This is a genomic window from Roseovarius roseus, assembly GCF_043355935.2.
Lineage (GTDB): Bacteria > Pseudomonadota > Alphaproteobacteria > Rhodobacterales > Rhodobacteraceae > Roseovarius > Roseovarius roseus.
Map to the genome: position 1 here is coordinate 53,674 of NZ_JBHFPE020000001.1, position 22,746 is coordinate 76,419.

Annotated in this window: 20 protein-coding genes and 1 tRNA gene; 17 read left to right on the forward strand and 4 right to left on the reverse strand. The window is 62.7% G+C overall.

Annotated features, from left to right (window positions below):
• The first annotated feature begins 210 nt into the window (after nt 1-210).
• Together ACEWPL_RS00310 and ACEWPL_RS00315 are read left to right on the forward strand one after the other, a co-directional pair.
• Nucleotides 211-1,386 (forward strand): DUF898 family protein, encoded by a 1,176-nt coding sequence (locus tag ACEWPL_RS00310; RefSeq protein WP_393935253.1) that lies wholly within the window; start codon nt 211-213, stop codon nt 1,384-1,386.
• Nucleotides 1,386-2,519 carry a M48 family metallopeptidase gene (locus ACEWPL_RS00315; protein WP_393935252.1) on the forward strand — a complete coding sequence of 378 codons (1,134 nt, stop codon included), beginning with the start codon at nt 1,386-1,388 and terminating at the stop codon, nt 2,517-2,519. The genes ACEWPL_RS00310 and ACEWPL_RS00315 overlap by 1 nt, the downstream gene beginning before the upstream one ends.
• Nucleotides 2,520-2,587: 68 nt before the next feature.
• Here the strand turns inward: ACEWPL_RS00315 and ACEWPL_RS00320 are convergent, their stop codons facing one another.
• A complete protein-coding gene (locus ACEWPL_RS00320; protein ID WP_393935250.1) occupies nt 2,588-2,941 on the reverse strand; it encodes a hypothetical protein in 354 nt (117 codons plus the stop codon).
• 108 nt (nt 2,942-3,049) lie between these two features.
• The gene (locus ACEWPL_RS00325) at nt 3,050-4,417 is read right to left on the reverse strand and encodes a cytochrome P450 (RefSeq protein WP_393935249.1); all 1,368 of its coding nucleotides are present in this window, start codon (nt 4,415-4,417) and stop codon (nt 3,050-3,052) included.
• Between the two features lie 125 nt (nt 4,418-4,542).
• On the opposite strand from ACEWPL_RS00325, the gene ACEWPL_RS00330 reads away from it, so the two are divergent.
• From ACEWPL_RS00330 to ACEWPL_RS00360, 7 genes are all read left to right on the forward strand, one after another.
• Complete coding sequence (locus ACEWPL_RS00330; protein WP_393935247.1) at nt 4,543-5,172, forward strand: hypothetical protein; 630 nt, start codon at nt 4,543-4,545, stop codon at nt 5,170-5,172.
• Nucleotides 5,173-5,253: 81 nt separating this feature from the next.
• Nucleotides 5,254-5,329: transfer RNA gene (locus ACEWPL_RS00335), tRNA-Trp, on the forward strand.
• Between the two features lie 397 nt (nt 5,330-5,726).
• On the forward strand, nt 5,727-6,203 hold the full coding sequence (locus tag ACEWPL_RS00340) for a GbsR/MarR family transcriptional regulator (protein ID WP_393935245.1): 477 nt from the start codon (nt 5,727-5,729) through the stop codon (nt 6,201-6,203).
• A 157-nt stretch (nt 6,204-6,360) separates the two neighbouring features.
• On the forward strand, nt 6,361-6,552 hold the full coding sequence (locus ACEWPL_RS00345) for a hypothetical protein (protein ID WP_393935243.1): 192 nt from the start codon (nt 6,361-6,363) through the stop codon (nt 6,550-6,552).
• Nucleotides 6,549-7,565 (forward strand): HlyD family secretion protein, encoded by a 1,017-nt coding sequence (locus ACEWPL_RS00350; RefSeq protein ID WP_393935242.1) that lies wholly within the window; start codon nt 6,549-6,551, stop codon nt 7,563-7,565. Before ACEWPL_RS00345 ends, ACEWPL_RS00350 begins: the two co-directional genes overlap by 4 nt.
• The gene (rbbA, locus tag ACEWPL_RS00355; protein WP_393935241.1) at nt 7,565-10,288 is read left to right on the forward strand and encodes a ribosome-associated ATPase/putative transporter RbbA; all 2,724 of its coding nucleotides are present in this window, start codon (nt 7,565-7,567) and stop codon (nt 10,286-10,288) included. Before ACEWPL_RS00350 ends, rbbA begins: the two co-directional genes overlap by 1 nt.
• Before the next feature lie 4 nt (nt 10,289-10,292).
• Entirely contained in the window at nt 10,293-11,414 is a 1,122-nt protein-coding gene (locus ACEWPL_RS00360; protein ID WP_393935240.1) for an ABC transporter permease, read from the forward strand.
• 123 nt (nt 11,415-11,537) lie between these two features.
• On the opposite strand, the gene ACEWPL_RS00365 is transcribed toward ACEWPL_RS00360, so the two are convergent.
• Nucleotides 11,538-12,287: a SpoIIAA family protein gene (locus ACEWPL_RS00365; RefSeq protein ID WP_393935238.1), complete on the reverse strand. Its 750-nt coding sequence runs from the start codon at nt 12,285-12,287 to the stop codon at nt 11,538-11,540.
• Between the two features lie 398 nt (nt 12,288-12,685).
• Between ACEWPL_RS00365 and ACEWPL_RS00370 the strand changes: the two genes are divergently transcribed.
• The 5 genes from ACEWPL_RS00370 to rplA all read left to right on the forward strand — a co-directional run bounded on the left by ACEWPL_RS00370 (nt 12,686) and on the right by rplA (nt 15,872).
• Nucleotides 12,686-13,477, forward strand: coding sequence for a hypothetical protein (locus tag ACEWPL_RS00370; protein ID WP_393935236.1), 792 nt, complete (start codon nt 12,686-12,688; stop codon nt 13,475-13,477).
• A gap of 155 nt (nt 13,478-13,632) precedes the next feature.
• A complete protein-coding gene (gene secE, locus ACEWPL_RS00375) occupies nt 13,633-13,830 on the forward strand; it encodes a preprotein translocase subunit SecE (protein ID WP_393935235.1) in 198 nt (65 codons plus the stop codon).
• 225 nt (nt 13,831-14,055) lie between these two features.
• Nucleotides 14,056-14,586, forward strand: coding sequence for a transcription termination/antitermination protein NusG (gene nusG, locus ACEWPL_RS00380; RefSeq protein ID WP_393935233.1), 531 nt, complete (start codon nt 14,056-14,058; stop codon nt 14,584-14,586).
• Between the two features lie 160 nt (nt 14,587-14,746).
• Nucleotides 14,747-15,172 (forward strand): 50S ribosomal protein L11, encoded by a 426-nt coding sequence (gene rplK, locus ACEWPL_RS00385; RefSeq protein WP_393935232.1) that lies wholly within the window; start codon nt 14,747-14,749, stop codon nt 15,170-15,172.
• A gap of 1 nt (nt 15,173) precedes the next feature.
• Entirely contained in the window at nt 15,174-15,872 is a 699-nt protein-coding gene (gene rplA, locus ACEWPL_RS00390; RefSeq protein WP_393935231.1) for a 50S ribosomal protein L1, read from the forward strand.
• A 99-nt stretch (nt 15,873-15,971) separates the two neighbouring features.
• On the opposite strand, the gene ACEWPL_RS00395 is transcribed toward rplA, so the two are convergent.
• A complete protein-coding gene (locus ACEWPL_RS00395) occupies nt 15,972-16,835 on the reverse strand; it encodes a class I SAM-dependent methyltransferase (RefSeq protein WP_393935229.1) in 864 nt (287 codons plus the stop codon).
• A gap of 428 nt (nt 16,836-17,263) precedes the next feature.
• Between ACEWPL_RS00395 and rplJ the strand changes: the two genes are divergently transcribed.
• From rplJ to rpoB, 3 genes are all read left to right on the forward strand, one after another.
• The gene (rplJ, locus tag ACEWPL_RS00400; RefSeq protein ID WP_393935227.1) at nt 17,264-17,782 is read left to right on the forward strand and encodes a 50S ribosomal protein L10; all 519 of its coding nucleotides are present in this window, start codon (nt 17,264-17,266) and stop codon (nt 17,780-17,782) included.
• Between the two features lie 72 nt (nt 17,783-17,854).
• Nucleotides 17,855-18,235 carry a 50S ribosomal protein L7/L12 gene (rplL, locus tag ACEWPL_RS00405; protein ID WP_393935226.1) on the forward strand — a complete coding sequence of 127 codons (381 nt, stop codon included), beginning with the start codon at nt 17,855-17,857 and terminating at the stop codon, nt 18,233-18,235.
• Nucleotides 18,236-18,546: 311 nt separating this feature from the next.
• Entirely contained in the window at nt 18,547-22,683 is a 4,137-nt protein-coding gene (gene rpoB / locus ACEWPL_RS00410; RefSeq protein WP_393935224.1) for a DNA-directed RNA polymerase subunit beta, read from the forward strand.
• The last annotated feature ends 63 nt before the right edge of the window (nt 22,684-22,746 follow it).

The following is a 22,746-nucleotide window of genomic DNA, read 5'->3' on the forward strand; positions in this document are numbered from 1 at the left end:
GCTCAACCCTCTTTAACGGCAGAGATAATCAGGTAGTTTCCTGAACGGGTCGACGATCGTCATCCGGTCAAAGCCCCCAAGTCTGCGCTTCATGCTCCAGCCTCGTCAAAGCTGCGCAGGATGGTCAAGTGTATCACCGCGCGCACTGGACAGGTGCTCTGCGCTCGCGATAATGCGCGGGGGGCAGGCCGACAGCGGAAGGGCGGACATATGAGCGGGGCGCTGAAAGGCCAGTATCTCGGCACGGCGGGGCCGCTTTTTTGGTTGGCAGTGCGCACCGCGATGCTGACCGCGCTGACGCTGGGCGTCTATCGGTTCTGGGCCAAGACGCGGATCCGGCGGCATATTTGGTCCGCGACCGGGGCCGATGGCGACATGTTCGAATATTCCGGAACAGGGATGGAAAAATTCCTCGGCTTTCTGGCCGCGATCGTCGTGCTGGCGCTCTATCTGGGCGTGGTGCAGATGATCCTGTTCTATTTCGGGCTGACACTTTTCGGCGCGGCCGAGACACCTGCGCAGGCCTTCTTGCAATTCGGCGCACTGGGTATCACGTCGCTGGCGGTCCTGCCGTTAGTGTTTTTCGCGCAGTACCGCGCGCGCCGCTACAAGATGGGGCGCACCCGCTGGCGCGGCGTGCGGTTCGGCGTGCTGCCGGGTGCGTGGGGTTATGTCTGGCGGGCGATGGTGCATTGGGCGCTGACGCTCGCCTCACTGGGCCTTTTGTGGCCGCGGATGACGTTCTACCTTGAGAAATACAAGGCGGATCGCAGCTGGTATGGAGATGCGGCATTCCACCAGGGTGGGCGCTGGCAAGAGCTTTATCCGGCGATGAAGCATCTGTTCGTCGGGCTTGGCCTGATCGCGCTGGCGGGCGCATTCCTCTGGGCCGAAATCTGGGTGATGGGCGGTCTCTGGGGCGCGCTGGGGGTGGTCTGGACCGTGGTTGGAATGCTCTCCTACCGCGTCGGCAGTTTCGCCTATCTGGCCGAACACCTGACCCTTGGCGATGCGCCAATCGCCTTTGGGGCTTCGCCCGAAACATGGGCGATCCTGTGGCAGATCGTCGGCGGCGCGCTGCTGGTCTCGCTCGGCTCGGGCATGGCCTTCGGGGTGCTGGGATTGGTGCCCGCGACGCTGCTGGCGATGGATGTGCTGCCGCTCGCGGTGATGGTGGTGCCGCTCGTGCTGGCCTACCTGCTTGCCATGGCCATCTCATCCGCGCTCTGGATGACCTGCGTGGCGCAGCCGGTTTTGCGCCATCTGGTGACGCGCTGCCGGCTGGAGGGACCCGGCGCGCTGGATGATATACGCCAGCGCGGTGCCGATACGGGCACGGATGCCGAGGGCTTTGCCGATGCGCTGGATATCGGGGGGGCGTTCTGATGCTGCCGGTGCCTGCACGCTATTATGACGGCCTCAGCGCGGCCCGCCGCGATGTGCGCGTTCTGCTGGCAGAGGATGGCGGGACGCTGATCATCCTTGGCGGGACAGGCGGCACGCGCGAGGAATGGCCCCTCAACCTGCTGCGCCGTGCACCGGGGCAGGCAACCCGGGGGCAGTTGGTCCTTACGCTCTACCAGCCCGAGAACATGTCCGATGCGGCCCCCCTGTCGACTGCGCGGCTGGTGCTGCGCGATGGCGATCTGATCGCCGCGCTCCGCGCCCGCTGCCCCCGCCTGATGCGCGCCGAGCGCAGGCCCCGTGCGACGGGCCGCCTGTTGCGGCGCGGCGCGCTGGCAGTGGCGGCGGTGGCGATGATGCTGTTCGTGATCCTGCCGCGCATGGCGGACACGCTGGCGGCCCTTCTGCCGATCGACCGGGAAATCGCCTTTGGCCGCGCCGTGGTCGGCCAGATCGAGACGGCGCTGGGCGCCTCGCGGCTGGGCGCGCTGACCTGCGATGCGCCTGCAGGGCGCGCGGCATTGGAGAGCATGATTGCCCGGCTGGGCACCGGGGCAGCGCTGTCCTACGAGCTGGACGTGGCGGTTCTGGACCACGACATGATCAATGCCTTTGCCGCACCCGGCGGACATGTCGTCATCATGCGCGGCCTTCTGGACGACGCAGAAGGCCCTGACGCCGTGGCCGCCGTGCTGGCCCATGAGATCGGGCATGTCGAGGCGCGCGACGCGACGCGCCATGCCCTGCGCGCCGCCGGGTCGGCGGGCCTCCTGTCGATGGTGATGGGCGATGTGACCGGGGGCGCGGCTGCGGTATTCTTGGGCGAGCGAGTGCTGCAGGCCAGCTATACGCGCGAGGCCGAAACGCAGGCGGATGCGTTTGCCTTGCGCATGTTGAGCGGCGCAGACATCAGTAGCGCCGGGATGGCCGGTTTCTTTGAGAAACTGGCCGAGGCGGAGGGCGAGGGCATGGATGGGCTTCCGGGATATCTGGCGACCCATCCCGTCAGCGCCGAGCGTGCCACCCGCGCGCACACCCATGCCGAGGCGCAGGGCAAGACCGCGCCCATTCTCGGCGCCGCAGAGTGGCAGGATCTGCAGGCCATCTGCGAGTGAGCAGGCGCCCGCGAAAAGGCCCGCCGGATCTGTCCCACGGGCCTTTTTAAATCAGAGCAGTCTGCGCGTCATTCCAGCGTATTGCCCTCTTTGATCATGCCGCTCCCGGCGCTTTCGCCGTTCTGGAACCACTCCAGCTGGTTGCCATCCACCTCGGCCATGTAGCAGCCGAAATCCGTGCCCGGATAGCAGACGCCCTCGTCGGTGATTTCATAGGTGCCGCCGCCCGATGCGTCCTCGTAGCGGCCATCCTCGCCGAAGTAGCTGGCGTAGCCGCCGCCGCCCATATCGCCCTGGAACGTGTTGCCAACCAGCGCTTCGCGCAGCTCATCGGGGCTGGATTGGGCCAGCGCGCCGGTGCTGGCGGCGCCAAGCGCGATGGCCGCGGCAAGGGTGGTGCGTGTCATCATGGAAAGGGTCATGGCAGTCTCCTTTTGTGGTGGACGTTCCGGATCAGATAGCGGAACGGTGGCTATATCAATGGCGCAGCGCCCGGCCTGCCTTCCCCGCAGGCGTAAAACCGCCGCCCGCTAGACTGGCTCGGCGGTCAGCCAGACGCCCCCCTCGGGTCGCAGGGTCAGGATCATCACCGGCGCGGGATCACGCCCTTTGACCGGGGAGAAGCGGAACCGCCCCAGCAGCGTAGCAAGGATGATCACCGCCTCCTGCAGGGCAAAGCTGGCCCCGATACAGATGCGAGGGCCGTCGCCAAAAGGCAGGTAGGCGTAGCGCTCCATCTCCTTGCGGGCCTCGAACCGCTCGGGGCGGAAGGTGTCGGGCGCGTCCCACAACTGATGATGACGGTGCAGTGCATAGATCGGGATGATAACAGTATCGCCCCGCCGGACCTGCCGCCCGCAGAGCGTGTCATCGGCGAGCGCGCTGCGCGAGATCATCGCGGCTGGCGGATAAAGCCGCAGCGCCTCGTCCGCGATCATGCGGATATAGGGCAGATCCGCTACATGCGCGCCGGTCACCGGGCCATCGCCGCAGACGCGCCGCACCTCCTCGCGCGCCTTGTCCTGCACGCGCTGATCAAAAGCGCAAAGATAAAGCGACCAGGCCAGCGTCAGCGCCGTCGTTTCGTGACCGGCGACGATGAAGGTCAGCAGGTTGTCGCGCAGCTCGGCAGTATTCATGCTGCGCTTGGTCTCGGGGTCCTCGCCCTCCAGCAGCAGGTCCAGAAGGTCCGGCACGCCTTGCGGTCCGCGCTTGCGCCGCGCCTCGACAGCATCGTCCGCCACGCGCTTCATGTCGCGCAGGGCCGAGCCTGACATGACGCGCCCCGGACGCGGCACCCAATCGGGCAGGCCGAGGATATCGAAAAGCGAGATCTTGCCCGCTTCTGCGATATAGGCGTCGATGGCCTTATGCACGCCATTGGCGTCGAAACTGCCATCGCCCGAGAAGGTGACATCGGCAATGACGTCGAAGGTCGTGCGCACCATGTCCTCGGCCACGTCGACTGCACGCGGCCCGGCGCTGGCGATACGCTCGGCGCTGCGCTGGGCGGCGGCCGTCATGATCGGGGCCAGGTTCATCACGTTGCGATGCGAAAAGACCGGCGCGGCGGCGCGCCGCTGCCAGCGCCATTCCGCGCTTTCGGCGATGAACATGCTTTGGCCGATGGCAGGGCGCAGCAGGTTCTTGGTGACCAGTGACTTAGGATAATTCTCGACCTTCTCCAGCAGCACGCGGCGCAGGGCACCGGGATCCATCACCATGTGCCAGCGCTTGCCCGTCCGGCCCGAGACCATGGGCTGGCGCGTCGCGAGGTCGGGAATGATGCTAAGCACGTTGCGGCGCGCGGCGCCAAGGCTGCCCAGAATCCCCATGGGCTCGGTCACCAGCGGGACGCGCACGGGCAGGGCGGGGACAGGGGGGGCTTGATCGCTCATGGGTATAATGTAGCGGTCCCGGCGCGCCGGACAATCGTGCAAAGGCGCAATTCGTTGCGGATAGCGGCGGTCTGCGCTATCGCGAATGGGCCGCTTTGTGTTCCACGATCCGAGGATTGCCGTCCATGCTTCGCTTTTTCGCCCTGCTTTGCCTTACGATTTCGGTCGCCGCCTGCACCAATCCCAACGATCTGGACAAGGCGCCCGTGCCGCTGGGCGATTTCGCGCTGGGCCATAATGTCGTCGTCGCACCGAACATCACGAAAGGGCCGCTGTCGCGAGACGCCTCAAAGGAGGAGTGGATCGCGTCGATGAAACAGGCCGTGGACGAACGGTTTAGCCGCTATGATGGTGACAAGCTCTATCATATCGGCGTTTCGATCGAGGGATATGTTCTGGCCATGCCGGGCGTGCCGGTGGTCGCCTCGCCCAAATCCGCGCTGATCCTCAACGTGACCGCATGGGACGATGCGGCGGGCCAGAAGCTGAACGAAAAGCCCGAGCAGATCACGGTGATCGAATCAATCTCGGGCGAGACGGTGCTGGGCTCGGGGCTGACGCAGTCGAAAGAGGTTCAAATGACCAATCTCAGCCGCAACGCGGCCAAGCTGATCCAGAACTGGCTGGTTCGCCAGAAGTACCAGGAAGATTGGTTCGGCGGTACGGCTGCGGACCGCAAGACAGCCGCGCGGGCCAAGGCCGCTGCGGCCGCGACCAAGGCGCCTGCCGCAGCGACGGCGCAAACCGATAGCTGACCGCAGGAGGATTTCGGCAAGATATCGGCGATTGATGTCTTGATTCCCGCGCCCGCCTCGCGTAATCGGTCGATCGGCCTTAGGGGTATAGCTCAGCTGGTAGAGCGACGGTCTCCAAAACCGTAGGTCGCGGGTTCGAACCCTGCTGCCCCTGCCAATTTCCTCACGATCCAGTTATCGATGCGCCAAAACAGGGTATCCGTCGTGCAGATGCGCGCGCGGTGGGTGTGCCTAGCCGTGATACTCGATCTACATTTCTGGCGTGGCCGCGCCGTCAGACCTGCGCAACGCGGCATGGACTACGGCGATCCCAAGACGGACCAGCTTGCGCGCGCACGGCAGACAGACGCTCCTCGACGGCCCGCGCAATACTACGATCTTGCCATTACGGCCAGCTGTCCTTCAGCATAGGCTTTGATGACACCCTTGGTTTAAAAGGTATTCTTTTTCATGCGACACTCGCTGCAAGGATGCTCATTTTTTACTGAACGCAATGGACCGCTACGCTGATGCGGGCTAGTTTTCCGATGTCGCGGCAACAACGGAGACGCAGCGTGAACAAGGCCGGGAAACCAGGCGCGGCAGAGGCCGCACGGGCGGATTTCATCGAGAAGATCGGCGTGATCGCACAGTCCGAAGGTCTGCCCCGGATCGCCGGCCGTGTTCTCGCCATGTTGCTCTACGACGGAGAGCGGGTGTCCTTCGGGCAGCTTGCCGACGCGCTGCAGGTCAGCCGGGGCAGCGTCAGTTCCAGCGTGCGCATGCTGGAAAGTCAGCAACTGATCAAACGCGTGGCCAAGCCGGGCGATCGCCAGGTTTACTTCCAAGTGGTCGACACTGCGTTTGCGAACATGGTCGAGGGCGCCGCGATGCGCGCCCGTCGCGCGGCAGTCGAAATCGAGGACTCGCTGAAACAAATCCCGTCATCTGAAACCGGCGCTCGCAAGCGTGTGGCCGAGTATGCCGCCTATTACCGTGCCATGAGCGAAGGACTGGACACGACGGCCACGGCGCTGCGAAAGATCCGGTGATGCGCAGGATATTGCGCCATGACGGAGCGCGGTGGTAGATATCTCAAGTTGTATGTTCAGTTTTTACTAAACAAAAGATATGAGTGTCCCGCGATTGAGTCGTAAATTGCGGGAGCATCTTCCATGCCAGAGTCGAACTGCGCAGCAACACGCCCGTATGACCCGGCATTTCCCATTGATCGCCTGGATGGTAGTTGATCTGGATCAGGACGCAAACGCCGCCAATGCGGCAAACCCGCAGAAGGGTAGTGCGCCGGTAGGGATTCTTGTCCTGCAGACCGATGAAGAGACCGCTATCTTTCACGCCCCCAAATCGCTTGCCGCAGCACAATCGGAGCTTGCCAAATGAGTTATCTACGCCCCCTGATTGCCGTGACCGGCGTTCTGGCTGCCCTAGCCGCGATGGGCTGGTATATCTGGGATCAGAACACAGGCGATCTGCCCGAAGGCTTTGCCAGCGGCAATGGCCGGATCGAGGCTGAGCAGATCGATATCGCCACGCGCATTGCGGGGCGCATCGATCGTATCCTCGTGGGTGAGGGGGACCTGATCGAGGCCGACCAGGTTCTGGCCGTGATGGACACCCGCGAACTGGAGGCGCAGCTGTCGCGGGCCGAGGCCGATGTGGCGCGCGCACAAAGCCAGATCGAGGAGGTGGAGGCGCTGATCGCGCAGCGCGAGGCTGAACTGGCCCTCGCCGAAGAGGAGTCTGGCCGCGCGCAGGAACTGGCGCAGCGCGGCGTCACCTCGCAGGCGGTCGCCGATCAGGAGAAAACCGCCGAAGTCTCGGCGCGGGCCGCCTTGAACGCAGCCAAGGCGCAGCTTCGCACGGCGGACCGTAGCGTAGACTCGTCGAAGGCGCTGGTTCAGCTCTACGAGGCGCAGATCGCGGATGCCACGCTGGTGGCTCCGGTCATGGGACGTGTCCTTTATCGGCTGGCACAGCCGGGCGAAGTCCTGGGCGGTGGCGGGCGCGTGATCACGATGCTCGATCTCAGCAATGTCTACATGGAGGTGTTCCTGCCCGCCGACGAGGCCATGCGGACCGGCATCGGCGCTGAAGCGCGCGTGCGGCTGGACAGCATCCCGTATGCGATCCCGGCCTTCGTCAGCTTTGTCTCGCCCGAGGCGCAGTTCACCCCGCGCACCGTCGAGACCGCCGAGGAACGCGCCGATCTGATGTTCCGCGTGAAGGTGCGGCTGCCCCAGGAACTGGTCATGCAGAACATCGACATGGTCCGCACCGGCCTGCGCGGCATGGCCTATGTGCGTCTTGCAGGCGCCGAGGATCAGCCTTGGCCCGTTGACTTCGTGGGCCAGCCCATCCCCGCCGAGGCTGCGGCCACCGGTGGAGCCGATTGATGGACGCTGCCGCCAACGACGTGGCCAGCGTGGTGGACGTGCGCCATCGATATGGCGACACCGTTGCTCTGGACGGCGTCACGCTTGATTTGCAGCCCGGTCTGATGCTGGGCCTCATCGGCCCCGACGGCGTGGGAAAGTCCACGCTGCTGGGTTTGCTGGCGGGCTCGCGCAAGATGCAGGAAGGCACGGTCACCGTTCTGGGCGGGTCGATGGCGAACAAGGCGCACCGTGAGGCGGTGTTGCACCGCGTCGCCTACATGCCGCAGGGGTTGGGCAAGAACCTTTATCAGGAGCTTAGCGTTCAGGAGAATCTCGATTTCTTCGGACGGCTGTTCGGCCATGACAGCGCCGAGCGCCACCGCCGCATCGATCGGCTGACGCGGGCGACCGGGCTTGACCCGTTCCTCAGCCGTCCGGCGGCCAAGCTGTCGGGCGGCATGAAGCAGAAGCTGGGGCTTTGCTGTTCGTTGATCCACGATCCCGATTTCCTGATCCTCGACGAACCGACCACAGGGGTCGATCCGCTCTCGCGTGGGCAATTCTGGGATCTGATCGACGAGATCCGCGCTGAACGCCCGGGCATGAGCGTGCTGGTGTCCACCGCCTATATGGAAGAGGCGGAAAGGTTCGACTGGCTGGCGGCGATGGATGCGGGCCGTGTCCTAGCCACCGGGACGCCCGAGGATCTGCGCGCGCAAACCGGCAAAGACGATCTGGAAGCGGCCTTTGTTTCACTTTTGCCGCAGGACAAGCAGCGCGAGGGCGGGCCGCTGGTGATCCCCCCCCGCGAGACCCGGCCCGGCGGCCCTGCCATCGTGGCCAAGAACCTCACCCGCCGATTTGGCGATTTCACCGCCGTCAACAACGTCAGCTTCGAGATCGAGCGGGGAGAGATCTTTGGGTTTCTGGGCTCGAACGGCTGCGGCAAAACCACGACGATGAAGATGCTGACAGGGCTTCTGCCCGCTTCGGAAGGCGAGGCGTGGCTCTTTGGCAAAGAGGCGGATGCGAACAACATCGAAACGCGCAAGCGCGTCGGCTTCATGTCGCAGAACTTCTCGCTCTGGGGCGAGTTGACGGTGCGCCAGAACCTGAAACTGCACGCGCGCCTGTTTCACATGCCAAGCGCGGACATCAACGACCGCATTGCCGAACTGCTGGCTGATTTCGACCTCGGCACGCATGCCGATGCCTTTGCCAAGGATTTGCCGCTGGGCCTGAAGCAGCGCCTGTCGCTGGCCTGCGCGGTCATCCACAGGCCCGACATGTTGATCCTGGACGAGCCGACATCGGGTGTGGACCTCGTCGCGCGCGACGAATTCTGGGATCTGCTGGCAAATCTGTCGCGCGAAAATGCAGTGACGATCTTTATCTCGACCCATTTCATGAACGAGGCGCTGCGCTGCGATCGCATCAGCCTGATGCATGCCGGCGAGGTACTGGTCTACGACACGCCGCAGAACCTGGCCGAGGGCGGCGGATCGGACGGGCTGAACGAAACGTTCATCCGCTACATTCGGGACGCGATAGGCGAAACCGGGCCGAAGGAGGCGCTGACCGCGCTGAGTGACGGAGAGCGGCCGCGGCGCCGGATGGGCGCCGGCCTCACCCGGCTTCTGGCGGTCAGCCGCCGCGAAATGCTGGAGGTGATGCGCGATCCGATCCGGCTGGCCTTCGCCTTTCTCGGCTCGATGATCCTGATGCTGATGTTCGCCTACGGGATTTCCAGCGATGTCGAGGATCTGTCCTACGCCGCCTTCGATCAGGACCGCACTCCCGAAAGCCGCGCCTATCTGGCCAATTTCGAAGGCTCGACCATTTTTGTCGAACGTCCCGAAGTGCAAAGCGCCGAGCAGCTTCGCCAGCGCATGCGCGCGGGCGATGTGACGCTGGCCATCGAGATTCCGGCAGGGTTCGGGCGCGCCGTAACCACCGGCCAGCCTGTCTCTGTGGCGGCCTGGATCGATGGCGCGAATACGACGCGCGCCTCAACCATCGAAGGCTATGTTCAGGGCGCACACGCTTCATTTGTCGGCGATCGGATGATGCGCGAAGGACAGACGGGCAGCGCACCCCTGGTCAATATCGAGCCGCGTTACCGCTACAACCCCAGCTTTGAGTCGCTGCCGTCAATGGCGCCCTCGGTTCCGGCGATCCTGCTGATGCTCTTTCCCGCGATCCTGATGGCCGTCAGCATCAGCCGCGAACGCGAGATCGGCACGATCACCAATTTCTACGTCACGCCCACCGGCAAGCTGGAGTTCCTGCTGGGCAAGCAGTTGCCCTATGTGGGGATCGGGCTGATCAACTGGCTGATCCTGACCGCGATGGCGGTCTTGCTCTTCGGGGTGCCCTTGCAAGGCAGCGGCGCCGCGCTGGCGCTGGGCGCGCTCGTCTATGTCTTTGCCTCGACGGGCTTCGGGCTGATCATCGCGGTCTTTACCAAAAGCCAGGTGGCCGCCGTCTTTGCCACCACAATCATCGCCATGATGCCGACGGTCCAGTTCTCGGGGCTGACACAGCCGGTCGATACGCTGGAAGGCTTTGCGCGCATCATGGCGGCGCTGTGGCCCACCAACTACTTCATGCAGATGAGCGTGGGCGCCTTCAACAAGGCGCTGAATTTCGGCGAGCTTTGGCCAAATATCCTGCTTATCGCCGCGTTCACTCCGGTGTTCGTCGGGGTCGCGGCGCTGTTGCTCAAGAAACAGGAAGCCTGAGCCGATGCGCCGGATCCTCAACATCTTCTGGCTGGTGGGCAAGGAATTGCGCGTGCTCTGGCGCGATCTGGTCCTCTTGCTGCTGGTCGTCTATTCGTTCGGACCCGGCATGTATATCGAAAGCTCTGGTGCGGGCGAGACGATCAATAACACCGCCGTGACATTCGTGGACGAGGACCGCTCCAGCCTTTCGCGGGCCTTGCAGACGGCGCTGTACCCGCCCTATTTCCTGCGCCCCAACGAAGCGCGCCCCGATGAGGTCGAGCGGATGCTGGACTGGGGCGAGACAACCTTTGTCGTCGTCGTCCCTGCGGGGTTCGAGGCGGACGTGCGGGCAGGGCGGTCGCCGACTTTGCAGGTCAATATCGACGCCACCAAGACGATGCAGGCCAGTATCGGCACCGGATATCTGACCGCGATCCTGTCGGACGAGATCGCGCGCTTTGCCACGCGCGCCGATCTGGCGGAAACCCCGCCGCTCGATCTGGTGGTGCGGCGCGCCTACAATCCCGCTGGCAACAATGTCTGGCTCTCGGCCATATCCGGTCTGCTCAACCAACTGTCGATGCTGACCATCGTGCTGACCGGCGCCGCCCTGATCCGCGAGCGGGAACACGGCACGATCGAACATCTGATGGTCATGCCGCTATCGGCCTTCGAGATTGCGCTGGCCAAGATCTTTGCCAACTCGCTTGTGATCTTCATCGCCTTCATCTTTGCGCTGTTCGTGATCGTCCAGGGAGCGCTCGACATCCCGTTCGCGGGCTCCGAGGCCCTGCTGATGGGCGGCACGCTGATTTATCTCTTTGCCGCGGCCTCCATCGGCATCCTGCTTGGAATCGTGGCGCGCACAATGGCGCAATTCGCGCTGCTGATCATGCTGGTGATCATGCCGATCATGATCCTCTCAGGGGGCATGACGCCCATCGAAAGCCAACCGATCTGGCTGCAGCCGATCACGTTTCTTCTTCCGTCGCGCCACTACATGGAATTCGCGCAGGCGATCACCTATCGGGGGGCCGGTCTGGCCATAGTCTGGCCGTCCTTCCTGTGGACATTCCTTCTAGGCGCGGTGTTCCTGGGGATCAGCCTGATCCTCTTCCGCCGCTCGGTTTCGGGGGGGTAGGTGGCACCTTGCAACTTGTGGGCCAGTGTCGGACGACAAGTTGGGTGGTAGGATGACCACGCCGTAATACGGCGCGGTCATTCAAAGAGCGTTTTTCGGTGTCGGCACATTCGGACGCCAGTGTCAGGCCTTCACCCAGTCCCAGGCGGCGCGTTCCTCGGCCATTGGAAACACTTTCATGTCGATGCCCGAAATCGACCCGGCAAAGCCGACGAGAGGTTTCAACCATCCCTCGTCTGTCACGATGGCGTATTTCTTCATGTCCTTGATCGCGCCGATTTTCATCTTGAAGAACGACTTGTCTGTCATGATGCCGGGATCGAAGCCGCGAAACGACGTGATCTTGATCAGCGCGCGGAAATCCGTGCTGCTTTCCAGCCGTTCAAGAACCTCCTTCGAGATCGCTTCCATCTCGTCGTCGTCCATGTACCCGTCAAGCTCGATCGCCATGACTTCGGGGCTGGATTCCTCCATGAGGTAAATGCCCTTGCCCTTTGGCTTTTTCGGCGGCAGATCGGACGCGAAGTCCTGCGCCGCCTGCGTGTCACCGGGGCCGAAGGACTGCATGTCGATCATCGGGACCAATGGATTGACTGCCTGCACCAGCGCGCCGATGAATTCCTTGTCCGAAACGACCGCAACTTTCGGGATTTTGCCCATCTGGTCGAGCAGCCCCAGCTCCAGCGGGATGTCGCGGGCGATGGCGTCGCCGGTCATGTCGTCAAAGCCGGTCGCGTCAATAACGATACCGGTCCGGTCGATATCCTCGATCACCTTTTCGAAGCGATCATAGAAAGCCGTGACTTCATCCGCCGTGACCTTTCCTGACAGCGTGACGAGCAAAACGTTTTCCTGTTGCTTGAGGTCGAACATCCTTGTCTCCTTTCTGCTTGTGAGTGAAAAACGTGCTGTCCAACATTTGGTTCAGTCGTTTCTGAATAAAATCCTCAGTAAGTGGCGTTGTGGTTCAAGTGGCGCGCCAGATATTGCGGCATGGGCCGATCTGGCGGACTTGTTCTTTGCTCTGGCTGTGCAAGCTTATGCCCCATTGGCATCCAGACATCCGGCGTGGACTTTGGCAGGTCCAGTTCACCATCGGCGCTCGTGCGGCTGGGCGGAGAGCATCCGGCGCGCTTTGACATTATTTCGTCACGCTTGCCACAATTTTGCCCAAATCACGCCCTATACTGCTCTCATTCGGCTGATTCCGCGTGGGTGTTTTTCGTGGGCGACCGAATTCGCGTGGGGGCGCGAAGTGGGGTAATGTTGCTATGGCATATTCTGACGATCTGACGGGATCACGCATTCCGCTTGACGCATTGAGACCGGGCCTGCGCCTGAAGCCGCTGCAATCGTGCGGCGCCAGTCCTTCCGACGAAGAAATCAACGATATCATCGCACGCACAATGGCCGTGGACCGCCAGTTTCAGGCGCGTGCGGCCTTGCCGGCGATTGCCAGCCAAGAGGAGCTGGCCGGGACGGCGGGACGCACTTCGCGGCGCGCTGCGCGCGAGCGGAGCGAGGCCGAGGCGCGGCTGGAGGCGGCGCGCACCAAGCACGAGATGGCTCGGCAGCCTGTGTCTGACCATGAGAGAGAGGCGCATAGCGCATTGGTCGAAGACCTGACGCCGACCCGCCAGAGGTTGCCATTGGGGGCCATGTCCGAGCGTTTTTCGGGCAAATGGCCGCGCCGCGCGGCCTTGGCGGCGGTGGCGCTGGGCGCAACCTGGCTGTGGCCTTGGATCATAGTGATTGCGATCCTCGCTTGGGCGATGTTCTGCGTTGCGGGCATTCTCGCGCTGGGCACGGAGACGGTATCGGGCGCGCTGATCTGGCTTTACTATCGGCGTCTTGCGCGCAATCCGGCCAGCGCCGAACGGATGCGCGCCGGGTTGGACCGCCTTGCGATGCGCGTGGACGAGGTGTTGGATCGCATGCCCGATGGCTGGACCACAGGCCTTTACATGGCGGATTTCAGCCGTGAAGCGCTGATGCCGGAAGGGGCGGGCGACGACGAGCCGGATCCTTTCGACAGGCTGCGCGCCGAGGCGGCGAGCCTCTGAGCCGCCCCGCCCGGCATCTGCCGAGGTTGCTGCGCGCCTGCCGGACTTACGCCCTGCCAGAGTTTGCGCACTTGAATTCATGCGCGCCGCGGCGTATGTGGCGGCGCAGCGTCCCGAATTCGCAAGGGGCCGCATTCAGCAAAAGAAGGCAGCGCATGGCACGCACCAATCCGCTTCAATTCGTTCAGCAGGTCCGCTCGGAAGTCAGCAAGGTCGTCTGGCCGACGCGCCGCGAGGTGCTGTTGACCACGGTCATGGTTTTCATCATGGCAGCCCTGACCGCCGTCTTCTTTGCGCTGGTCGATCTGGGTATTCGCAGCGGTTTGCAGGGCATTTTCGCGCTGGTCGGCTAAGCGGCGCGCCGCCATGGCGGGCGCTGCACGGGTAAACTGGCCACCACCCCTTGAATCCATGGGCGAGGCAGGGTATCCGGCGAGGCAATTCTGCAATGTGGCGCGCGGCGATTCGAGCCCCGCGCCGATTTTGTTTGGAAAACGTCCGGTGACGCGCCTTTGCGCCATCATGGACATATAGGTAATTCCGGCCCACGCGCCGGACGAGACGGAGACAGGCTCAGCATGGCAAAGCGGTGGTATTCGGTGAGCGTTCTGTCGAATTTCGAAAAGAAGATCGCCGAGCAGATCAGGACGTCGATCGTCGAGAACGGTCTTGAGGACGATATCGACGAAGTGCTGGTTCCGACCGAAGAGGTCATCGAAGTGCGCCGCGGCAAGAAAGTGACCGCGGAGCGCCGTTTCATGCCCGGCTACGTGCTGGTGCGCATGGAGATGTCCGACAAGGGCTATCACATGATCAACTCGATCAACCGCGTCACCGGCTTTTTGGGCCCGCAAGGGCGCCCGATGCCGATGCGCGACGCCGAAGTGCAGGCCATCCTTGGCCGCGTTCAAGAGGGCGAGGAAAGCCCGCGCACCCTGATCCATTTCGACATTGGCGAGAAGGTCAAGGTCAACGACGGCCCGTTCGAGGGCTTCGACGGATCGGTCGAGAATGTCGACGAAGAGCATCAGCGCCTCAAGGTGTCAGTCTCGATCTTTGGCCGGGAAACCCCGGTCGAGCTGGAATTCACGCAGGTCACCAAGCAATAGGGATTTGCGCGATGCGGTGCCCCCCCATAGGGGCACTGCCGCCCGGAGCGATCCGGGCCTCATGTGGGAGGCAAGGGGGCCGCGGTGCCCGAGCCGGACCACACAACCCGAGCGGTTCGCGGGCGCGCCCCGAACCTGTTGAAATGGAAGGAGAGGCCTCATGGCCAAGAAACTCGCCGGGAAGATGAAGCTGCAGGTGAAAGCCGGGCAAGCCAACCCCAGCCCGCCCGTCGGACCCGCACTGGGTCAGCGCGGCATCAACATCATGGAATTCTGCAAGGCGTTCAACGCCAAGACGCAGGACATGGAGCCGGGCGCCCCGTGCCCGACCGTGATCACCTACTACCAGGACAAGTCCTTCGAGATGGATATCAAGACGCCTCCCGCGTCCTACTATCTCAAGAAGGCGGCCAAGCTGTCCTCCGGTTCCAAGGCGCCGGGCCGCGACACCGCAGGCTCCGTCACGGTCAAGCAGGTTCGCGAGATCGCGGAGTCCAAGTGGAAAGACCTGAACGCAAACGACGTCGAAGCCGCGATGAAGATCATCGTGGGCAGCGCACGCTCCATGGGCATCGAGGTGAAGTAAGATGGCAAAGCTTGGAAAACGCGCCCGCGCAGCTCGCGAGGCATTTGCCGGCAAATCCGACCTGAGCGTCGAGGATGCCGTCGCCCTGGTCAAGGGCAACGCCAAGGCGAAATTCGATGAGACCATCGAGATCGCCGTCAACCTAGGTGTCGACCCGCGCCACGCCGACCAGATGGTCCGCGGCGTCGTCGGCCTGCCCAACGGCACCGGCAAGGACGTCCGCGTCGCTGTCTTTGCCCGCGGCCCCAAGGCCGAAGAGGCCGAGAAGGCAGGCGCCGATATCGTCGGTGCAGAGGACCTGATGGAAACCGTTCAGAGCGGCAAGATCGACTTTGATCGCTGCATCGCCACGCCCGACATGATGCCCGTCGTGGGCCGTCTGGGCAAGGTTCTGGGCCCGCGCAACCTGATGCCGAACCCCAAGATCGGGACGGTGACGATGGATATCGCCCAGGCTGTCAAGGACGCCAAGGGCGGCCAGGTGCAGTTCAAGGCCGAGAAGGCCGGTGTGGTCCACGCAGGCGTCGGCAAGGCGTCCTTCGATCAGGCCAAACTGGTCGAGAATGTCCGCGCCTTCATCAACGCCGTGGCCAAGGCCAAGCCGGCCGGTGCCAAGGGGTCGTACATGAAGCGCATTTCGCTGACCTCGACCATGGGTCCGGGCGTGACGATCGACGTGGCCGACGCCGCGACCGAGTGATCGTACGATCAGTGTGAATTCTGGGAAAGAGCGGGCTGCATGGTCCGCTCTTTTTCATTGGAGGCGAACGCGGTGCCGATGGCCGTGCTGTTGATGGTTTCAGATCGCCTGAAGAAAGACGTAGCGCTGCATCGGATCATCCAACGCACGATCGAGCGCAACGATCTTCCAGCCTTCGGCAAGCTCCGCCAATCGGTCGAGTGTCATCGAGCTGTCGCCATAGCTATTGCCCGGATCATCAGGCTTGGTCCCGTGAGGCAAAAAGGCAAAGCCCCTCTGCTGATGGGTGGCAAGGAAATGCTGCAACGTCTCTTTCGTCATCTTGCGATCGGCAAGCCGGTCCTCCCAGTAATCCGGCGGGCGGATCGTGATGCACAGCACCCCGCCCTTCTTCACGGCATTGTGCAGTGCGCGCAGGCACAGTCTGGTCGCGTGTTCGTTCAGGTGAGTGAACACCGAAAAGGCGAAAGCGAAGTCGAATGGAGCGTCGAACGGAAGACGCTCTGGCAGCGAGTCGGATTTGCGCACCCGGTCGCCAAAGCCTGCCTCCCGACTCTGGTCAAGCGAGGCCTCCCATGCGTCGCACCCGAACACATTGTCTGAGTAGTACGAGAACAGTCGCAAGAAGCGCCCATAACCGCACCCGAAATCCAGAATGCGGGCATTGTGCAGGGTTTTTTCGGTAAAGGCCGTATAATTTTCCGAGCAGGATTGCACAAAGCTCAGGCTTTGACTCAGCAATTTCACTCCTTGCGAGCCGGTCCAGCGCGCTTGCACTTCGGTTGGGGACATGGGCGGTAGATGCCGCGCCAGCAGCCGATAGTCGGGCAGGGGCGACGCCCAGAGCGTCGCGGCGAAATCGGTCAGGCCAAGCGGCCGGAGTGCCGCCAATGCCGCATCGCGCGAGGCCGGTTTGATGTCGGTTTCCACATTGGCAAGGAAGTCTTGAACGAAAGACAGCATGGTGGCCTCGCACGGTTTTTTTTGCCGTCCCTAACACTTGCCCTGAATGCGAACAAGTTTCTTTAAGGTTGTGGGTATCATGGGCCGGAATCACTTCCGCCTAGCCGCGTCTTTGCGCATGGCCGTCAAAAAAATGCGCGCCGACCCGCCACGTGGCCCCGAGGGGGTTGGCATTGCCTCCACAAACGCTTATGGGCTGCATTGTGCAGAGGGCATGGGATTCGCATTCCATGTCCTGTGTGCATTTCGTCCAAGACGGTGGGTGGGCCGCAGGCCCTTAATATCCTGCCCGAGGCGGGAATTGAGATTATCAGCCAGGCGCACGCCTTGGATGCATTATCGATGCCCCGTTTACAGGACCAAATGCCAGGCGCTTCTGCCTGGCTGAACTGAGCCGGGGGACACCCCCCCAAATTTGGAGTAAAACTGTGGATAGAGCCCAGAAAGAGAAAGTGGTCGACGAGCTCGGCCAGATCTTCGAAAGCTCTGGCGTCGTAGTGGTAGCCCACTACACCGGTCTGACAGTTGCGGAAATGCAGGATCTGAGGGCGCGCGCACGTGCGGCCGATGCATCCGTCCGCGTTGCCAAGAACAGGCTCGCCAAGATCGCCCTGGACGGCAAGCCCTGCGCATCAATCGCAGGCTACCTGACGGGCATGACCGTTCTGACCTATTCCGAAGATCCCGTGGCCGCGGCCAAGGTGTCCGAGGATTTCGCCAAAGGGAATCCGAAGTATCAGATTCTCGGCGGTGCAATGGGTGAGAACGCTCTGGACCGTGCCGGCGTCGAAGCCGTGTCGAAGATGCCCTCGCGCGACGAGCTTATCGCTCAGATCGCAAGCTGCATCGGCGCACCCGGATCGAACATTGCCGGCGCGATTGGCGCGCCCGCTTCGAACATCGCGAGCATCCTCTCGACCATCGAAGAGAAGGCCGAAGCGGCCTGAACGCAATTGGACTGTCCGGCAAGGGCATTCGCCCTGTCGTTGGAACACATCTAAAACGGAAAGCATGAGAAAATGGCTGATCTGAAGAAACTGGCAGAAGAGATCGTTGGTCTGACGCTGCTCGAAGCACAAGAACTGAAAACCATCCTGAAGGACGAGTATGGCATCGAGCCCGCAGCAGGCGGCGCAGTGATGATGGCTGGTCCCGCAGGCGGCGACGCCGGCGCGGCTGCAGAAGAGCAGACCGAGTTCGACGTCATCCTGAAGTCGGCAGGCGCCTCCAAGATCAACGTGATCAAGGAAGTCCGCGCGATCACCGGTCTTGGCCTGAAAGAAGCCAAGGAACTGGTCGAAGCCGGTGGCAAAGCCGTCAAGGAGCAGGTCTCCAAGGACGAAGCAGACGACATCAAGGGCAAGCTGGAAGCAGCTGGCGCCGAAGTCGAACTGAAGTAATCGCAAGGGGCATGGGCCGGGGCGTTGCGCCCTGCCTGACCCCTTTGAATGTGGCTGGATCCGGAATTTCCGGGTCCAGCCGAACCTGTCTTGGACAGGCCCCAGTATGGCCAAGGGCGGCGGTTCACGAAGCCGGCACCTTTGGTTGCGCCGCAGGGCAGGGGGCCTATCTCAGGCGAGGTTCGTGCGATCGGGAGGCCGTCATTGGGACGATGGCCATGAATGGATCGCACCCCCGCTCTCTCTGATGGCCGTGCGGCTGGGGCCCGACAGTGCGCGCGATCGTTGAGAAATGAAAGGTGACCAGACACATGGCTCAATCCTACCTTGGCCAGAAGCGTTTGCGTAAATACTTCGGTAAAATCCGCGAAGTCCTCGAAATGCCGAACCTCATCGAGGTTCAGAAATCCTCGTATGATCTGTTCCTGCGCTCGGGCGATCAGCCTCAGCCGATGGACGGCGAAGGCATCAAGGGCGTTTTCCAGTCCGTCTTCCCGATCTCGGATTTCAACGAGACAAGCGTGATCGAGTTCGTCAACTACGATCTTGAAAAGCCGAAATACGACGTCGAAGAGTGCATGCAGCGCGACATGACTTATTCAGCTCCGCTGAAGGTGACGCTGCGCCTGATCGTGTTCGATATTGACGAGGATACCGGCGCGAAATCGGTCAAGGATATCAAGGAGCAGGACGTGTTCATGGGCGACATGCCCCTGATGACGCCCAACGGCACATTCGTCGTGAACGGCACCGAGCGTGTAATCGTCTCCCAGATGCACCGCAGCCCCGGCGTCTTCTTCGACCACGACAAGGGCAAGACCCACAGCTCGGGCAAGCTGCTCTTTGCCTGCCGCATCATTCCCTATCGCGGCTCGTGGCTGGATTTCGAGTTCGACGCCAAGGACATCGTCTTTGCGCGCATCGACCGCCGCCGCAAGCTGCCTGTGACCACCCTGCTTTATGCGCTGGGTCTGGACCAGGAAGGCATCATGGATGCCTATTACGACACCATCCAGTTCAAGCTGAAGAAGAACAAGGGCTGGGTCACCAAGTTCTTTCCCGAGCGTGTGCGCGGCACCCGTCCGACCTATGATCTGGTCGACGCCAAGACCGGCGAAGTCATCGCCGAGGCCGGCAAGAAAGTGACGCCCCGCGCGGTGAAAAAGCTGATTGACGAGGGCAACGTCAAGGACCTGCTGGTGCCTTTCGAGCATATCGTGGGCAAGTTCGCAGCCAAAGACATCATCAACGAAGAGACCGGCGCGATCTATGTCGAGGCGGGCGATGAGTTGACGCTGGAATACGACAAGGACGGCGACATCACAGGTGGCACGCTGCAGGACCTGATCAACGCAGGCATCACGGACATCCCGGTTCTGGATATCGACAACATCAATGTCGGTCCCTACATCCGCAACACGATGGCCGCGGACAAGAACATGAGCCGCGAAACCGCGCTGATGGACATCTACCGTGTCATGCGCCCGGGCGAGCCGCCCACCGAAGAGGCCGCATCGGCCCTCTTTGACACGCTGTTCTTCGACAGCGAGCGCTATGACCTGTCGGCCGTGGGCCGGGTCAAGATGAACATGCGCCTCAACCTCGATGCCGATGACACCCAGCGCACGCTGCGCCGTGAAGACATCGTCGCCTGCATCAAGGCACTGGTCGAGCTGCGCGACGGCAAGGGTGACATCGACGATATCGACCACCTCGGCAACCGCCGGGTGCGCTCGGTCGGCGAGCTGATGGAAAACCAGTACCGCGTCGGCCTTCTGCGCATGGAGCGCGCGATCAAGGAGCGCATGTCGTCGGTCGAGATCGACACGGTCATGCCGCAGGATCTGATCAACGCCAAGCCCGCCGCCGCTGCCGTGCGCGAATTCTTCGGCTCCTCGCAGCTGTCGCAGTTCATGGACCAGACCAACCCGCTCTCGGAAGTGACGCACAAGCGCCGCCTCTCGGCACTTGGACCGGGCGGCCTGACGCGCGAGCGCGCGGGCTTCGAGGTGCGCGACGTGCACCCGACGCATTACGGCCGCATGTGCCCCATCGAGACCCCGGAAGGCCCGAATATCGGCCTGATCAACTCGCTCGCCACCTTCGCGCGGGTGAACAAATACGGCTTCATCGAAACGCCCTACCGCAAGGTCAAGGACGGCCAGGTCACGGACGATGTGCAATACATGTCCGCGACCGAAGAGCAGCGTCATACCATCGCTCAGGCCAACGCCAATCTGGACGAGAACGGCCGTTTTGTGAACGATCTGGTCAGCACCCGCCAGTCCGGCGACTACATGCTGGCCCCGAACGAACATGTCGATCTGATCGACGTGTCGCCCAAGCAGTTGGTCTCGGTCGCGGCATCGCTCATTCCATTCCTTGAGAATGACGACGCCAACCGCGCGCTGATGGGCTCGAACATGATGCGTCAGGCCCTGCCGCTGATCAAGGCAGAGGCGCCGCTGGTTGGCACCGGCATCGAGGGCGTCGTCGCCCGCGACTCCGGCGCTGCCATCATGGCGAAACGTGCGGGTATCATCGACCAAGTCGACGCCCAGCGGATCGTTGTGCGCGCCACGGCAGACATGGAGCCGGGCGATCCCGGCGTCGATATCTACCGCCTGCGCAAATTCCAGCGCTCGAACCAGAACAGCTGCATCAACCAGCGTCCGTTGGTCAAGGTCGGCGACACTGTCGGCAAGGACGAGGTCATCGCGGACGGCCCCGCCACCGATATGGGCGAGCTGGCCGTTGGCCGGAACGTCATCGTCGCCTTCATGCCCTGGAACGGCTACAACTACGAGGACTCGATCCTCATCTCCGAGCGCATCTCCCGTGATGACGTCTTCACCTCGATCCATATCGAGGAATTCGAAGTCGCCGCGCGTGACACCAAGCTGGGGCCGGAAGAGATCACCCGCGACATCCCCAACGTGGGCGAGGAGGCGCTGCGCAACCTCGACGAGGCGGGCATCGTCTATATCGGCGCCGACGTTGAGCCGGGCGATATTCTGGTGGGCAAGATCACGCCCAAGGGCGAAAGCCCGATGACACCGGAAGAGAAGCTTTTGCGCGCGATCTTTGGTGAGAAGGCGAGCGACGTGCGCGACACGTCCCTGCGCGTCAAGCCGGGTGATTTCGGAACGGTCGTCGAAGTGCGCGTCTTCAACCGCCACGGCGTGGAGAAGGACGAGCGCGCGCTGCAGATCGAGCGCGAAGAGGTCGAGCGTCTGGCGCGTGACCGTGATGACGAGCTGGCGATCCTGGATCGCAACATCTACGCCCGTCTGCACGACATGATCCTGGGCAAGACCGCCGTCAAAGGCCCCAAGGGCGTCAAGTCCAACTCGGAGATCACCGAGGAGCTGCTGTCGTCCCTGACCAAGGGCCAGTGGTGGCAGCTGGCGCTCAAGGAAGAGGCCGACGCGCAGATCATGGAGGCGCTCAACGCGCAATACGAGGCGCAGAAGCGCGCCCTCGATGCGCGGTTCGAGGACAAGGTCGAGAAGGTCCGCCGCGGCGATGATCTGCCGCCGGGCGTGATGAAGATGGTCAAGGTGTTCATCGCGGTGAAGCGCAAGCTGCAGCCGGGTGACAAGATGGCCGGCCGTCACGGCAACAAGGGTGTGATTTCCAAGGTGGTCCCGATGGAGGACATGCCGTTCCTCGCGGATGGCACGCCGGTCGATTTCTGCCTCAACCCGCTGGGCGTTCCAAGCCGGATGAACGTGGGCCAGATCCTCGAGACGCATATGGGCTGGGCCTCGCGGGGCTTCGGGATCAAGATCGACGAGGCGCTGCAAAGCTATCGCCGCGATGGCGATCTGACCCCGGTCAAGGAAGCGATGCACCTGGCCTATGGCGATGAGGTCTTTGCCGAAGGAATCGAGGGCATGGATGAGCAGCAGTTGGTCGAGGCCGCGGGCAACGTGACGAACGGTGTTCCGATCGCCACGCCCGTCTTCGACGGCGCCAAGGAGCAGGACGTGAACGACGCGCTAAGCCGTGCAGGCTTTGACACGTCGGGTCAGTCGGTCCTCTTTGACGGCCGCACGGGCGAGCAGTTTGCACGCCCCGTCACGGTTGGCATGAAGTACCTGCTGAAGCTGCATCACCTTGTCGACGACAAGATCCACGCACGCTCGACCGGGCCCTACAGCCTTGTCACGCAGCAGCCGCTTGGCGGTAAGGCGCAGTTCGGTGGACAGCGTTTCGGTGAGATGGAGGTCTGGGCCCTCGAGGCCTACGGCGCCGCCTACACCCTGCAGGAGATGCTGACGGTCAAGTCGGACGACGTCGCGGGCCGCACCAAGGTCTATGAGAGCATCGTCAAGGGCGAGGACAGCTTCGAGGCCGGCGTGCCGGAAAGCTTCAACGTTCTGGTCAAGGAGGTCCGGGGTCTGGGCCTCAACATGGAACTCCTGGATTCGGAGGGGGAAGAGTAAGCGCAAAAATCTTCCAAGATTTTTGGCAAGTTCCTCACGCAGGAGCTTGCCCGCCATCCCCCT